At 70.9% G+C, this 15078-nt stretch carries 12 protein-coding genes and 1 pseudogene; 2 read left to right on the forward strand and 11 right to left on the reverse strand.

Features of this window, described 5'->3' with window-relative positions; genetic code table 11:
- Window positions 1-11: 11 nt before the first annotated feature.
- The 6 genes from ACFY8U_RS00060 to ACFY8U_RS00085 all read right to left on the reverse strand — a co-directional run bounded on the left by ACFY8U_RS00060 (window position 12) and on the right by ACFY8U_RS00085 (window position 5149).
- On the reverse strand, window positions 12-752 hold the full coding sequence (locus tag ACFY8U_RS00060; RefSeq protein WP_389563518.1) for an acyl carrier protein: 741 nt from the start codon (window positions 750-752) through the stop codon (window positions 12-14).
- A 39-nt stretch (window positions 753-791) separates the two neighbouring features.
- Window positions 792-1514 carry a ScbR family autoregulator-binding transcription factor gene (locus ACFY8U_RS00065; protein WP_389563521.1) on the reverse strand — a complete coding sequence of 241 codons (723 nt, stop codon included), beginning with the start codon at window positions 1512-1514 and terminating at the stop codon, window positions 792-794.
- A gap of 43 nt (window positions 1515-1557) precedes the next feature.
- Complete coding sequence (locus ACFY8U_RS00070; protein ID WP_389563524.1) at window positions 1558-2397, reverse strand: BTAD domain-containing putative transcriptional regulator; 840 nt, start codon at window positions 2395-2397, stop codon at window positions 1558-1560.
- A 162-nt stretch (window positions 2398-2559) separates the two neighbouring features.
- A complete protein-coding gene (locus ACFY8U_RS00075) occupies window positions 2560-3216 on the reverse strand; it encodes a ScbR family autoregulator-binding transcription factor (protein ID WP_389563527.1) in 657 nt (218 codons plus the stop codon).
- Window positions 3217-3243: 27 nt separating this feature from the next.
- Window positions 3244-4836 (reverse strand): acyl-CoA carboxylase subunit beta, encoded by a 1593-nt coding sequence (locus tag ACFY8U_RS00080; RefSeq protein ID WP_389563530.1) that lies wholly within the window; start codon window positions 4834-4836, stop codon window positions 3244-3246.
- Between the two features lie 121 nt (window positions 4837-4957).
- Window positions 4958-5149, reverse strand: coding sequence for an acyl-CoA carboxylase epsilon subunit (locus tag ACFY8U_RS00085; protein ID WP_361764725.1), 192 nt, complete (start codon window positions 5147-5149; stop codon window positions 4958-4960).
- 336 nt (window positions 5150-5485) lie between these two features.
- On the opposite strand from ACFY8U_RS00085, the gene ACFY8U_RS00090 reads away from it, so the two are divergent.
- Window positions 5486-6493: a ScbA/BarX family gamma-butyrolactone biosynthesis protein gene (locus ACFY8U_RS00090; protein ID WP_389563533.1), complete on the forward strand. Its 1008-nt coding sequence runs from the start codon at window positions 5486-5488 to the stop codon at window positions 6491-6493.
- A 322-nt stretch (window positions 6494-6815) separates the two neighbouring features.
- Here ACFY8U_RS00090 and ACFY8U_RS00095 read toward each other — a convergent pair.
- Window positions 6816-7670 (reverse strand): annotated as a pseudogene (locus tag ACFY8U_RS00095) (NAD(P)H-binding protein); the annotation flags it as partial.
- 145 nt (window positions 7671-7815) lie between these two features.
- On the opposite strand from ACFY8U_RS00095, the gene ACFY8U_RS00100 reads away from it, so the two are divergent.
- Window positions 7816-8484: a ScbR family autoregulator-binding transcription factor gene (locus ACFY8U_RS00100; protein ID WP_389563536.1), complete on the forward strand. Its 669-nt coding sequence runs from the start codon at window positions 7816-7818 to the stop codon at window positions 8482-8484.
- 103 nt (window positions 8485-8587) lie between these two features.
- On the opposite strand, the gene ACFY8U_RS00105 is transcribed toward ACFY8U_RS00100, so the two are convergent.
- The 4 genes from ACFY8U_RS00105 to ACFY8U_RS00120 form a co-directional block, all read right to left on the reverse strand.
- Complete coding sequence (locus tag ACFY8U_RS00105) at window positions 8588-10165, reverse strand: FAD-dependent monooxygenase (protein WP_389563539.1); 1578 nt, start codon at window positions 10163-10165, stop codon at window positions 8588-8590.
- A gap of 285 nt (window positions 10166-10450) precedes the next feature.
- Window positions 10451-10819, reverse strand: a complete 369-nt coding sequence (locus ACFY8U_RS00110; protein ID WP_361605025.1) for a DUF6009 family protein — start codon at window positions 10817-10819, stop codon at window positions 10451-10453.
- Window positions 10816-12258, reverse strand: a complete 1443-nt coding sequence (locus ACFY8U_RS00115) for a phage/plasmid primase, P4 family (RefSeq protein ID WP_389566059.1) — start codon at window positions 12256-12258, stop codon at window positions 10816-10818. The genes ACFY8U_RS00110 and ACFY8U_RS00115 overlap by 4 nt, the downstream gene beginning before the upstream one ends.
- Before the next feature lie 1712 nt (window positions 12259-13970).
- Window positions 13971-14780, reverse strand: coding sequence for a leucine-rich repeat domain-containing protein (locus ACFY8U_RS00120; protein ID WP_389563543.1), 810 nt, complete (start codon window positions 14778-14780; stop codon window positions 13971-13973).
- Window positions 14781-15078 lie beyond the last annotated feature (298 nt).

Below are 15078 nucleotides of genomic sequence, written 5' to 3' on the forward strand. Positions count from 1 at the left end.
CGCGGCGGCCCTCAGCCGTGACGCGACAGCAGGGCGAGCGCCTCGTCGACGGTGAGCAGGTCGTCACGTACGGCGTCGAGGACCGCCTCGACGTCCAGGGGCGCGGTCCTCGGGGCGGTGATCCGGGCGATGTGGGCGGCGAGGGCGGCCGGGCTGGGGTGGTCGTACAGGACGCCGCTGCGCTGCTGGGTGCCGAAGACGCGGTTGACGGCCGCCACGAACTCCGCGCCGATGACGGAGTCGACGCCGAGGACGTTGAAGCCGGCGCGGGAGTCGATGTCCCAGGGGTCGCAGCACAGGATGCGCGCGAGCTCCTCGGTGAGCACGTCGAGCACCTCGCGGCCGGGGCGCCCGGCGGGCCGCACCGCGGCGACGCCCGCGGCAGCGGAGGTGGGGGCCATCCGCGGTGCGGCGGTGCGGCCCGCCCGCAGCTCGCGCGCGACGTACCGGGCGAAGGACAGCGGCTGGGGGTGATCGGGCAGCGCGCTGGTCTTGATACGCGTCCCGTACCGGGCGTTGACGCCCGCCACGAACTCCGCGGCCCGCAGGGAGTCGAGGCCCAGGGAGCGGAAGGACCGCCGGGGGTCGATCTTCTCGGGCTTCAGCAGGAGCACGTCCGCGAGGACCGGCACGACGTCGACCGCCGGTGCCGCCGACAGGCCGTCGGGCGGCGCGGCGGTCGAGGCGGCCGCACCGAACACCGCTCGGGCAGGAGGCATGACGGCGGCGGGTGGCCGGCGGTCACTGAGCATGGGCGTACTCCAAGGTCTCCGTCCCGGGGCGGGACGTGGTCAGGCGGCGGTGGTCGAGCTGGGCTCGAGTGACGCCGAGACGTGCGGAGAAGGGCTGGGCGGCCCGACGGGAGGCGGATCGATGCGGGGCGGATCGACCCGGGGCGGACCGGTCCGGTAGCGGGTCTCGTCCCCCGGCGGCACGAGGGCCGACAGCAACGGCTCCCACAACGCGCCCACGCGCCGGCGGAGTTCGGCGCACGTCATGCCGGTCCCGGACAGCGCCTCGATGCCGCAGACGGTCGCGGCGAGCAGAGTCTCCGGCCCCTCCGGGTCGGTCGCGCGGTCGGTACGGAGTTCCCCGTCCTCGCGGGCGCGGGCGAGCAGTCGGCGTATCTCGTGGATCCACGCCGCGCCGACGTCGGTGGACGACGACGGCTGGTCGCCGCCCCACTCGGCGGCTATGCGGAAGCCGGCCCGGAGCACCGGGTCCTCGTACAGGGTCCGCGCCAGCCAGTGGGTCAGGTCGACGAGCGCCTGGACGGGTGAGGCTCCGCCGCGCAGCTGTTCCTCGACGAACTCCCGCAGCATGGCGCGGCCGCGTTCGTTGACCGCTGCGGCGAGGCGGTCCTTGGAGGCGAAGTGGAAGTACAGCGCCCCCTTGGTCATGCCCGCGGCCGCGGCGATCTGTTCGAGGGTCGCCTTGGCGTAGCCGTTCTGGTGGAACATCTCGGCCCCGGCACGCATGAGCCTGTGTCGGGTCTGCTCGGACCGTGCCTGCATCGGCGCGCTTCCCCCTCCTTCTCGTTCTCCGGGCGGGCGGTCGTCAGCCGACGCGGGCCACGCCGCCCCCGCCGTGGGTGGCGAACGCGGGGGCGTCCTGGGCGAGTTCGGGGGTGGTCATGAGGATGGAGCGCTGAAGGCGCCGCAGCCCCACGGACGGCTCGAGGCCGAGCTCGCTGACCAGCGCGCGGCGCAGGTGCTGGTAGACCTCCAGGGCCTCGGTGCGCCGGCCGGACCGGTGCAGCGCGAGCATGAACTGACCGTGCAGCGTCTCGTGGGTGTGGTGCAGGCTGACGAGGACGGACAGTTCACCGAGCAGCTCCCGGTGGCGGCCCAGCCGCAGATCGGCCTCGATGCGCTGGTCGAGCGCGCAGAGCCGGGTCTCCTCCAGGCGGCGGGTCTCCATCGACAGCCGGGCCCCGGCCTGTACGTCGGCGAGAGCGGCCCCGTTCCACAGCGACAGGGCCTCGCGCAGCTGCCGGGCCGCGCCCGACAGGTCACCGGCGTCCATGGCCCGGTGGCCCAGGCCGGCGAGGCGCTCGAACTCGCGGACGTCGCTGGAACCGCCCGAGGTGTTCAGGAGGTAGCCGCCCGGCACCGTGACGAGGACGTCCTTGGCGGTGCGCGGCGGGGCGTCGGGGCCGTCGTGCGCGAGGGCGCCGGTGATCATTTCCCGCAGCTGCAACACGTACGTCTGGAGGGTGGCACGCGCACTGCGCGGCGGCGTCGCGCCCCAGAGCTCCTCGGTCAGGGAGGAGACGTAGACGACCTGGTCGGCATGGAGCGCGAGCAGGGCGAGCAGCTGACGCGGCTTGGGCGCCGTCGGCGTGATCGAGACTCCGTTCTCCCGAACGGCCAGTCCGCCCAGTACAGAGATGTCCATGGCGTCTCCCCTGTGCGCGCATGAGTGTGGGCGGTCCGAGCCCTGGCAGACCGGACGACTCAGCCACACCCCGAGTAAAAAACAGCACGGATGGTTTGTCAATCACAAACCGTCCGTGCCGTTTTAAATCTGGGGAACGTTCAGGGGTCGCTCAGAGGTCGCTCAGAGGTCGCCTGCGCTCAGCGGAGGCAGCATCAGATCCCAGAACCGCGTGACCGTCTCGTCGTCGAGCCAGGACCTGTCCCGCCCGCCGAGCACCTCGAAACCCACCGTCGCCGCCACGATGGCCTCGGCGGCCCCTCGCGTCGACACTCCGTCGGCGAGCAGGGCCTCCGCCTCCGCCCGGCCCAACATGCCCTCGATCCAGGCCTGCCACTCCCGGCGCGGATCGACGCAGCCGGCGGCATAGTTCCCGCCCGTCCCGTCCTCCGGCTCGCCGCACAGCGCGAACCCGGCCCGTACGACGACATCGTCGGCGAGCCGCTTCACCAGCCCGTGCGTGGCGTCGACCACTCCCTGGAGGGGGCCGCTGACGGCCTCGACGCCGTCGGTCATCCGCCTCACGACGTCAACGGCCTCCTGCTGGACGGCCTCGGCCAGCGCGCGCTTGCTCGAGAAGTGGAAATGCAGGGCCCCGTTGCTGACGCCCGCCCGCAGGCTGATCGTGGAGATCGAAGCACGAGCGAACCCCTGCTCGGCGAACACCTCGGCAGCCGAACGGATCAGCGCCTGCCGGGTACGGGCCGCTCGCTCCTGCTTCACCATCACGTACCTCCTGGCCGCGCCGAGGTGGCGACGGTCACCGACGACCGCCGCCACGCCCACCGCTCATCGCTCGCTGATCGCCTACTGGGGTGGGTTGCCGTGTTTGCGGGACGGCAGGTCCGCGTGCTTCGTACGGAGCATCGCCAGCGAGCTGATCAGCACCGCGCGCGTCTCCGCGGGGTCGATGACGTCGTCGACGAGGCCGCGTTCGGCCGCGTAGTACGGGTGCATCAGCTCGGTCTTGTACTCCTTGACCATGCGCGCCCGCATGGCCTCCGAGTCCTCGGCCTCGGCGATCTGCCTTCGGAAGATGACGTTGGCGGCGCCTTCGGCGCCCATCACCGCGATCTCGTTCGTGGGCCAGGCGTACGTCAGGTCGGCGCCGATGGACTGGGAGTCCATGACGATGTACGCGCCGCCGTACGCCTTGCGCAGGATCAGGCTGATCCGGGGCACGGTCGCGTTGCAGTACGCGTACAGCAGCTTCGCGCCGTGCCGGATGATCCCGCCGTGCTCCTGGTCGACGCCGGGCAGGAAGCCCGGCACGTCCAGGAGCGTGACGATCGGAATGTTGAAGGCGTCGCACATCGCGACGAAACGGGCGGCCTTCTCGCTCGCCTCGATGTCCAGAACGCCCGCCAGCGACTGCGGCTGGTTGGCGACGATGCCCACGACCCGCCCGCCGAGCCGCGCCAGGACGCAGATGATGTTGCGGGCCCAGCGCTCGTGGATCTCCAGGTAGTCGCCGTCGTCGACGAGCTCCTCGATCACCTTGTGCATGTCGTACGGCTGGTTGCCGTTCGCGGGTACGAGGTCGAGGAGAACCTCGGAGCGGCGGTCGGCGGGGTCGTCACACACCACAGCCGGCGGGTTCTCGCGGTTGTTCTGCGGCAGCATCGACAGGAGGTAGCGGACCTCGCCGATGCAGGTCTCCTCGTCGTCGTACGCGAAGTGCGCCACGCCGCTGGTCTCGGCGTGCACGTCGGCGCCGCCCAGGCCGTTCTGGCTGATCTCCTCACCGGTGACCGCCTTGACGACGTCCGGGCCGGTGATGAACATCTGCGAGGTCTCACGGACCATGAAGACGAAGTCGGTCAGGGCCGGGCTGTACGCCGCGCCGCCCGCGCACGGGCCGAGCATGACCGAGATCTGCGGGATGACACCCGAGGCCCGGGTGTTGCGCTGGAAGATGCCGCCGTAACCGGCGAGGGCGGAGACGCCCTCCTGGATACGGGCACCGGCGCCGTCGTTCAGCGAGACCAGCGGCGCACCGGACGCGATGGCCATGTCCATGATCTTGTGGATCTTCGTGGCGTGGGCCTCGCCCAGAGCGCCGCCGAAGATCCGGAAGTCGTGCGCGTAGACGAAGACCGTACGGCCCTCGACCGCGCCCCAGCCGGTGATGACACCGTCGGTGTACGGCTTCTTCGCCTCCAGACCGAAGCCGGTGGCGCGGTGCCGACGCAGCTGCTCCAGCTCGCGGAACGACCCCGGATCGACGAGGAGTTCGATGCGCTCACGCGCCGTCAGCTTGCCCTTCGCATGCTGGGCCCGCGTCGCCTTCTCGCCGGGGCCGGCCAGCGCCTGGGCGCGTATCCCGTGCAGTTCCGCCACGCGCCCGCGCAGGTCGGTCGGCCCCGGCTCGGTGAGTTCCGCGGCAGTCGTCATCGCCATGTCAGCCCTTCTTGGACAAGGGACTAGGGGACAAGGCCGAGGGGTCCGCCCCGGGTCCATACAGCACATTAGCAAACCGCACGTGCGGTTTGTAAGGAGGGGCGTGTCACCAAACCCCTGCTCAACGCCAGCTGGCGGGTGCCCTGTAGGCATCCCGCCGCCTCCACCAGTCGGAACCGGCCTCCGCCGGCTCCTCGCTCTCCACCGGTTCGCGGTCTCGGCACAGGGCGAGCAACACCGCGGCGACCGCCGCGAGTTCCTCATCGTCAGCCCGGCCACGCTCCACGCGGAGCACTTCCTCCCGGATCTCCATCCAGTCGATTCCCCCTTTTTCCCTGGGCTTTGGGAAATGATCGGTCAGCCTGCTCGAGAATCACTCCGGAACCGCTGGAGTTCCGGCGCATGGTGCGCCGGTCACCGCGCGATCGGACCTCGATTTCCCTGAGACAACGGCCGATTCCGGCGCTCGTGACCACCGCGTTGGGGGCAGAGCCGCAGGTCGGAGGTGGGTGAGGGGCAGGGCGGGGAACTCGCACATCTTTGCGGGCGGAGTGCCTTGTTCCGCTAGAAACTAAACCGGATGGTATGTAGTTTCACTAGCCGAGGGAACGTCAACCACGTTCAACACAACGCGGCTCAGGGGGACCCCATGTCTACGAGCACGTTCCGAAGCCATCACGCGACCGTCGGCACGGCCGACACGGCCGCGACGACGAAGGACACGACAGCGCCGCCGACATGGCACGGTGTTCTCCGCCACCCGACCCTGACGACCACCGTCCCCAAGGAGTTCGTCCACCGCGCCAGCGTCGCGGAGGTCATGCTCACCGACTGGGCACGCACGGACGACAGCCACTTCACCGTCGCCGCCCAATGGCCGCGCGGGCACAGCTTCTTCACCACCGTCGAGGGATGCCACGACCCCCTCATAGCGGCCGAGACGATCCGCCAGGCAGGCAGCCTCCTCGCCCACGCCGAGTTCGGTGTCCCCCTCGGCTACAACTTCCTCATGTGGGAGCTCGGGTTCGCGGTACATCCGGAGCACCTCCGGGTCGAGTCCACCCCCGCCACGCTCGACATCGAGGTCGCCTGCAGCGACATCAAGCGGCGGGGCGCCAACCTGGCGGGATTGAGGTACGAGGCGGTGGTGCGCCGGGACGGGTACACCGTCGCGACCGGGGGCGCCTCGTTCACGTGCACCTCGCCCCGGGTGTACCAGCGCCTGCGCGCCGAGCGTCTGGGCAGGGGCCGGCCCCAACCCCCGCTCACCGCCCCGACGGCGCCGCAGACAGTCGGCCGCGTCTCTCCCATGGATGTCGTCCTCTCCCCCACCGGTGAGCAAGGCCGGTGGCAGCTCAGAGTGGACACCAGACACCCCGTGCTCTTCGAACACCCCGTCGACCACGTGCCGGGCATGATGCTGCTCGAAGCAGCCCGCCAGGCCACGGCCGCGATCCTCGGATCCCCCACCCTCCCCCTCCGCGTCACCAGCACCTTCGCGCGCTACGCCGAACTGGACGCCTCCTGCATGATCGAGGCCCGCCGCCTTCCCGGGAGCGGCACGGACCGCGAGGAGTCCGTCCTGGTGACCGCGCAGCAAGAGGGTGAACTCGTCTTCCGCGCCACCGTCACCGCGGCAGCCCCGCGCACCATGTGACCACCAGGGCGGCTCCGTACGCCCATCTCCCACCACCCCACCACCCCGCCACTCCGCCACGCCGCCACTCCGCCACGCATCGGCCTCCTGGCCGGCCCTTCTCGCCGCCCAGGAGGCCGCCACCATGTCAGCCGCTGGCGCCCAGGGGCGATCCCGCATCCGCACGAGAGCCCACCGGCGCACCCGAGTCCGCACCCGCGCTCGAGCCGCCACCCGCACCCGCACCCGAGCTCCTGCCCTCGCGCGCATCACGCGAGTCCGCGCCCGAGCCCGTACCGGGGCCAGCATCACCGGACCCCGCGCCCGACTCCCCGGCGGGGACCGCACCGAACGCCTCCCGGTGATCCCGGGCCCACGCCTCGAAGGACCTCGCAGGGCGCCCCGTCAGCGTGCCGACCGTTGCGTCGACCTGCGCCTTGGCCCCCGCCCGCTGTCGGTCCGCACTCGCCAGAAGCGCCTCGACGACCAGGGCCGGATAGCGTCGGCCCCAGACAGCGCGGGCCTGATCCCGAGTCAGCTCCTCCAGCCGGAGCGGGACCCCCAGCGCCCGCCCGAGCTGCTCCGTCTGCTCGACCGCGCTGATCGCCGACGGCCCGGTCAAGGTGTACGCCTGTCCCACGTGCACATCCTCGGTCAGGGCCCGCACGGCGACCTCCGCAATGTCCCGGGGGTCCACACAGGCGTTGGACGACGTCCCGTACAACGTGCGTACGACGCGCTCGGAGCGGACGGAGGCCGCCCAGGACAGGGCGTTGGACATGAACGAGCGTGGCCGGAGCAGCGTCCACTCCATGCCGGACCCGCGCAGCAGCTCCTCGGCGCCGCGTTGCCATCGGGTGATGGCGTCGTCGGCGCCCGGGTCGAGGACGGCCGCCGCGGAGAGCTTCACGACCCGCCGCACACCTGCCGCGCGCGCCGCGCTGAGGAACACGGCGTCGTCGTCACCACCGACATCGGCCGTGACGAGGAACGCCGTGTGCACCCCCGCCGACGCACGCGCCAGCGACGCCGGATCGCGGTAGTCCGCGGCCACCGGCTCCGCCGTACGACAGGCACCCGCCAGACGCGCGGGATCGCGCGTCATGACCCGAACGCCCGGCAGAGCTCCCGGGCGTGCGGAAAGCAGCCGCACGACCTCCCGCCCCACGGTTCCAGTCGCACCGGTCACTAGAATCATCGGTCGTCCCCCTTCTCACGGTGAGTGCCCTGCGCCGGTCTCACGATCCGACCGGACCCGGGCTGCGGTCGGCCGCACCTTGTAAGATACGAACTGGGCGGTTTTTTTGTTGGGTCTCCGGGCTCACTGACTGAAGGAGGCCGACGTGGTGAAGCAGGAGCGGGCGATCCAGACTCGGAAGACGATCCTCTCGGCTGCTGCCAGGGTCTTCGAGGGCCGTGGCTACCAGGCGGCGACGATCAGCGAGATCCTCACCGCCGCCGGTGTGACCAAGGGAGCGCTGTACTTCCACTTCCCGTCCAAGGAGCACCTGGCCCAAGGCGTCCTGCACGAGCAGGACCAGTCACTGCCCATCCCCCCGCGCGCCTGCAAGATCCAGGAGCTCGTCGACACGGTCATGCTGCACGCCTACCGCCTGCAGACCGACCCGATGGTCCGGGCGGGCGTCCGGCTCTCGCTCGACCAGCAGGCCCACGGTCTCGACCGGAGCGGGCCGTTCACGCGCTGGGCCGAGATCGTGCGAGTCCTGCTCGAAGAGGCCCAGGCCCAGGGCGAGTTGCTCCCGAACGTCGTCCCGGCCGAGACCGCCGAAGCCCTGGTGGGCGCCTTCGCCGGCGTCCAGGCCATGTCCCAGGCCGTGTGCGAGTACCAGGACCTGCTGCGCCGGGTCTCCCACCTGCTGCGGCACATGCTGCCCAGCATGGCGGTCTCCTCCGTGCTCGCCTCCGTGGACTTCTCCGAGGGCCGCGGCGAGGCGATCTCCGACGAGCTGCGGGCACTGACGGCCGAGGGTCACGAGGCAGCGGCCGGCTGACGATCCCGCCGGGCATGGAGGGCGTGCCGGGCGTGGACGGCGTGCTAGGCGTGGACGGCGTGCCGGACCTGCCGGGTCAACCGGGTCAACCGGATCAACCCGGTCAACCGACGAGCCGAACGTGCCCGGCCTCCGCGTGCCCGCCGCCTGGCGCGGTGGTGGCGCCGTCGCCGAAGTAGGCCGACAGAGCAGGGTCCAGGCCTTCGCCGTCCGGCGCCCAGGCGATGTAGCCGTCGGGGCGTACGAGCAGCGCGTCGCAGGGCAGTTCGGGGGTGGGCTCGGCGTCCACCACGCGCACCATCCCGTACCGCCGCCCCACCCTGTGCTCGCCGTACTGCCGCCCCTGCTCGCCGAAACGCAACAGCAGCGGCCGCCCGGCACGCAGCAGCCCGATCACATCGGTCCGCCCCTCGGACGTCGTCAGGCCCACGTTGTGCAGGAATCTTCCCTCCCAGGGCGAGGCGTCCGCCGTACGCGCCGGAAGAGCAGTTCCCTGCGCACTGACCATCGAACCGAGGTAGGTGCTCTCCCCTCCCCCGGCACCTGACCCGGTCAACAGCTCGACGAACAGCGCCCGCAGCGGGTCGAGTTCCGGATCCGGCCGCATCAGGGCGAGCTGCGCCCGTGTGTGGTCGATAACCCGTTGCGCCTCGGGCCTGCGCTCCTGGTCGTACGTGTCGAGGAGCCCCTTCCCCGCCTTGCCGAGCACCGTGTACGCGAGCTTCCACCCCAGACCCACGGCGTCCAGCAGCCCAGTGCTCAGTCCCTGACCGCCGATCGGGAAGTGCACGTGCGCCGCGTCTCCGGCCAGCAGGATCCGCCCCGACCGATAGGAGTCCGCGAGCCGGGAGAAGTCACTGAACCGCCCCAGCCACCGGGGCGAGGTCATCGCGATGTCCCGGCCGGCGATCCAGCCGACCTCGCGGCGCAGCTCCTCCAGCGTGAGCGGCTGATGCCGCGTGCGGTGCGCAGCCGCGCAGTTGAGGGTCCGCAGACGCACCGTGCCGTCGGGAACGTCCTTGACGACGATCCAGCCGCGCGGTGTCCGGTGCCACCCCGGCCGCAGGGCGCCGGCCTCGGCCAGCCGGACGTCGCCCGCCATGGCGGACACGGTCGCCGGATACGTACGGGAGCCGATGCCGGCCTGCTCGCGGACCGTGCTCCGCGCACCGTCCGCCCCTACGACGTAGTCGGCCGCGCATTCCACGACCCGCCCTGCCGGCCCCTCCACGGTGACACGCACGCCGCCGGGTTCCCTCCGCACCTCGGTCACCCGGTGCCCGCGCAGGATCCGCGCGCCGACGGCCCGGGCCCGCTGCTCGAAGCGCCGTTCCAGCTGCTCCTGCGGACACTTGAGGAGGGGGTTGGGCTCGCCGGCGGGGGCCGACACGACGAGACCGGGGATGCCCGCGAAGTGGAAGGAGCTGTGCGTGACGGCCGCGCCCGCCCCGGAGCCGTCGACCCGCACGAGCCCGTCGAGATGACCGCGACGGGCCAGACACTGCACCGCCCGGGCGTGCAGGGTGGTCGCCTTGGGCCGCTCGGACACGGCGGTCCCGGTTTCGACGACCAGGGTGCGTACGCCGTACTCCGCCAGCTCGCAGGCGAGGAACATCCCCACCGGGCCGCCCCCGACGACCACCACCTGAGCCCGTATCTGGACATGCGCCTGCGACTGCATGGCGATTCCCCCCTCGGAGGGCCCACGCTCTAGGTCGTGGCACCGTCCAGCTCGCTCATCTACGCAGCACGAAAATATACCGGGCAGACGGTTCTTTGCAAGTACTTGACCATCCGCTCAAGCGTCCAGGGGCAATGAAGTCCAGGGGCAATGAAGAGGACCCGCGTCTCCGACGGGGAAGCGGGCCTCGGGAAGCGGCCGTGGCCGTAGACAGAAAGGAGAGGAAGGGGCCGCCACCCGGACGAAGACCGCCACGCGGCCCTGACACAGATCCGCCCGCGCACGTCACCCTGCCGCAAATCCCCCCTTGGACCGCTCGGTCTTGGTCCCCTTGACGCCCGGGGCGAGGGTGCGCGGATCGATGGCCTCGGCCGGCACGCCCGTCGCGTACAGCCCGTCGGGGTCGGTGTCGCGGTCGTGGGGCAGCAGCCAGAAGACCCGGCGACGGAAGGTCCCCGAGGAGTGTGACGGCCTGGCCCCGGGCCCCAGTTGGGCGTAGCCGATCATCCGGCCGTCGCGGTGGTAGGCGGGCTTGCCCCGGCGGGTCGGCAGCCGGTCCAGGCTCTGCCGTACGTAGTCGAGTTCGTCGACGCTCTCGAGCCACACGAGGGCGACCTCGTAACTGATCTCGTCCTCTGCGATGAGGGCACTCATGCGTCCTCCTCTTGGACGAGCAGCCCGATGCCCGGGTAGTACTTCCGCTGGTTGGACAGGATCATCCCCTTCGGGGACGCCAGGCCCACCGCTTCCCGGACCCGCGCGGCGAACGACCGGGACGACAGCGGAGAGGCGCCCTCATTCTGGCACCACACCTTGTACTCCTGGTAGAGCTGGGTCTGTTCGGCCCTCAAGTCCGGCTCGAGCCGACAGGACTCGGCGAGGAAGCGTCCGGTGTGGTCCTCGGTCTCCGCATAGGCGGTGGTCGCCACCCGGACGCGCTCGGGCCCGGTGAGGTCCTTGCCGCCCGCGAGGTAGCGGCGGGAGCCGTCGATGAGCCAGTTCAGGATTCCCGGTCCCTCCTCGGTGACGAGGAGGTCGGCCAGGTTGTCGATCTTGCGGTCGTCGGGGACGACCCGCGCGAAGGGGATCATGCGCATCCGGCGCCAGAAGGCGAAGCCGCCCGTGCCGACCTCGGGCCGGTGATTGCCCAGCAGCCACAGCTTGTGCGTCGGTTCGAAGCTGAAGAAGTCCTGGCGCATCCGTCTCGCCTTGATCCGGTCCCCTCCGGTCAGCAGTTTGACCCGGGCCTCGTCGAAGCGGTCACCCGGCTTCACCTCGGAACAGACGATGACACGGCGGCCGTGCAGCTCGGCGAGGTCCGTGGGATGCCCTTCGTAAGGCCGGGCCATCAGGAACCCGGGCGGGGCGGCGTCGGCGTAGTCGCCGAGGAGCTTGAGCAGGACGTCGAGCAGGACGGACTTGCCGTTCTTGCCGGAACCGAACAGGAAGGGCATGACCTGACCACCGACGTCTCCGGTGATCGAGTAGCCCAGCAGCACATGCAGGAAGTCGATCATCTCCGCGCCTTCGGCGCACTCGCCGAACGTGTCGGTGAGGAAGCGCAGCCAGCGGGGCGTCGGCATCTGCCGGGGGCTGACGGTGGTGGAGCGGGAGTGGAAGTCCCGCTCGGGCGAGCCCGGCCGGATCCCGCCGGTCCGCAGATCGACGATGCCGCCCGGGGTGCACAGGGCGTACGGATCGGCGTCCAGCAGCGCCGCGTTGAGGACCATGCCGGGGGCCGATCTGGCCTGCACCAGCATGGAGTTCATGCCGGAAGTGCTCAATGCCCGGCGGCGGTGCTGGTGGAGGGCCTGGGCGGTGTAGACGCCCCGCGGGTCGGTGGTGGCGATGCTCTCGGCGAGGTCGCCGGCCGCCCACATCACCGTGTCGTCCTGGTCGACCTGCCAGCGGGTGCAGTCCCACCGGTACCAGCCGAGGCCCGGTACGTGCCTGTAGTCGTTGGCATAGAGCTTGACGAACAGTTTGGCGTTGCCGCGATCGCTGAGCGTGTCGGGCAGCAGACCGGTCGCCGTCGCGTACTCGGAGCCCGGGGCGGGGACCTGCTGCAGCACTTCGCCCGGCGCGGGCCGCATGCCCGGGAGGGAGGGCGCGTTCGGGAGGGACGGCGCGCCCGGGACGGGAGGCGTACCCGGGACGGAGGGCGTGAATTGCTTGGGCACAGTGTCGGCGTACGCCACGATCTGGGCGGCCACGGCACGAGCGTCGAAGAGCCCGTCGCCGGGTTCGATGCTCACACATACCCCCTGAAGCACAGCGCTTGATGCTGCGGCACGAACGGGGGATGCGGTCGTGCCCGGAGCAGGACCAATGGACCACACCCGGGCTCTCGGGAATCGGCGCGCCAGAATTGCAGCCCATCGGCCATGTGTATCCCCCATCAGCGACCGAAGCGACCGTACCGATGCGTACACACTAGCGAAACTCGATCACCCAGCGTAGATCCCTACGAAAAAAAACCGTCCGGTCCGTCAGAATCTTCGGACGGCTGGCCTGATCAGGTGCCACGTCCGCATGGTGGACCGTTCGCCAGGTCGCGAGCGTGCGTCGCTTCGGTAGCTGCCGGCACGTGAACGGCCCACGCTCCGGCCGGGCCAGCGACCGGTGAAGCGCTCGGTAGCTCCGCCCTCAAGGAATAAAAGCCCAGCTCAGTGGCGGCACTTCGGCGACGCAGCGACCGAAGCGACCCAGAGTGGGAATATGCGAAACCATCCTGCGTGCGCCTGTGCGTCACAGATAGGAACCTTCAGTCGCTTCAGTCGCTGAATCCCCCGATCAACCGCCCTGACCTGCGGTCTTCCCCACACGAGGGTCCAGCGACCGACGACCTGTCAGTCGCTGCGCCAGGCCAGACAGTTGGCTCTCCTCACGGGGTGAGTCCGTAGGCGCGGCAGCGGTCCGCGAACACGTCGACCAAGACCCTTAATCGCCTGGACGACCTGCGGGGAAGGCCACCGGCGGAGATCACCACGGTCTCGTAGTGGCTGACGTTCCGAAGACGGCCGGCAGAGGTGACGTAACCCTGCCCTCGCGGACAGGGAGTCGAGGACTCGCAGGTTCATCAGAGCAGGTTCATCAGACGGCATTGATCCTTTGAGCCGTGGCCCCTGAGGGGGCTGGGGCCGGTGGTGTCCCCCCGCCCCCGGACGCGCAGCGTCAGGGGGACCGCCGTCCGGCGTCGCGGAGCGACGAGGGGACGTCGCGGAGCGACGGCACCGGACCGGACGGCCAACAGGAGGGTGCGGAGCGCCCGGCCAAGAAGTCCGGCGGCGCGCAGCGCCGAGGGCCTTCGCGAAGCGAAGGCCCGGTCCGGACGACCGACGAGAGCGGCCCGGAGCGCAGCGGAGGGCCGCGACCGGATACGACCGCGTCAGCCCCCACAGGCGTGAGCGCGCGCAGCGCGCGGCCCGGGGAGCGCAGCGGACCGGGCACGCCCCCGGGGGACACCACCGGCCCCAGCCCCCTCAGGAAGACACCCACCCCCGCCCCAACGCACCCGCACCGCTCCCCCGGGCGCCCACGCCCCTGTCACGCCCTCCGCCCCCTCGGTCCGACCAAGGGAGTCACGACGGAAGGGCGGGGGTGTGGTGCTGGGCCTCGGTGGGGCGCTGGCCGAGGGGCGATGGCGCTGGCGACAAGAACGTGCGCTTCGGCCAGGGCCACGCTGAGGCCCAGCACCACACCCCCGCCCGGGTCTGACGCTGGTCGTGGCCGACGGGCGGCAGGCGGCAGGCGGCAGGCGGCAGGCGGCAGGCGGCAGGCGGCAGGCGAGGAGGTGTTCGGCTGGTCAGTCCCAGTCGGACGCCGGCTGGTCGACTCGGCCGCCCTTGTGGGGTGTGGGGATGTAGTCGCGAGCACCGCCGGGCAGGGCGGCGACACACGCCGAGGAGCAGGCGCTGACCAGCAGGGGCAATACGTCAGTGGCCACGCGCAGCGAGATCCACACCTGCTGGAGGCCGCTCCGTGCCATCGGTCGGTCACAGACACTGCAGCTGTGGATGGCGGTGGCGCCCCAGCGCCCGGGAACCAGGTTTCCCGGATCGAGGTCCGCGACGGAGTCCGAGGAAGGCTGTAGCCGCGGGAACGGCGGCCGCATCTTGCAGTTGCCGAACAACGCGCGCGTACTCATCGTGCTGCGGGTCAGCTTCCGGCATCGGGTGATCTCGTAGGGGAACCAGTGCAGCCGGTAGGAGGTGTAAGGGGTGAACTCCTCCAGACTGGTCATGGCACCGATCTCGGGCGGGATCCGGACCAGATTGCTGCCGTAGAGCATGAGATGCCTGACCGCCGTCAGCCTGGCAATGCTCGGTGGCAGGGTGATGATCTGCCGCCGCTCTTCCGGGCTGAGCTCGGTCAGGGGACGGAACTCTTCGCGCCCGTCGGCGGCGGCCTCGTCGATCAGCTCCAGCAGGTGACGCCAGCCCCGAGCTGAGATGTCCTGCCGCTCGGCGTGAAATCCGACTCGGGCTCGCGGATGCGGCCTGGACTGGTCGAAGCACGAGCACGGGTCCTGGCGGGGCCCCCGCCGCTTCGGGGCCGGGTCCGACGTGTCGCCCCAGCGGTTCAGATCAAGCCTCGGCTCTGCCTCGTCCGTCATGGCGCCAAGATACGGAGGTTGCCGCAGGCCGTCTCAGGATTACCCGGGCGGGACCACGGACGACACCCATCGCCGTGCTCGACCGTTTGGCTAGGGAACCTGACGCTGCTGATGGGGAATTCCGTGGAGAGTCCACACCCACAGGGCCAGGACTCTCCACCCGGCGTCGACAGTGCCGCTCTATCCGCTGCGTCCTATGTGGCAGGTCGGGCCCGGCCCTACCGCGCACACGTCCCCCGCTGTACGCGGACAGTGCAGCACCACGGGTCGGCGTCGACTCGTCGTGGTCCGCAGCGGA

Origin of the sequence: Streptomyces sp. NPDC012508, from assembly GCF_042902595.1 — a bacterium.
Taxonomy (GTDB): Bacteria; Actinomycetota; Actinomycetes; order Streptomycetales; family Streptomycetaceae; genus Streptomyces.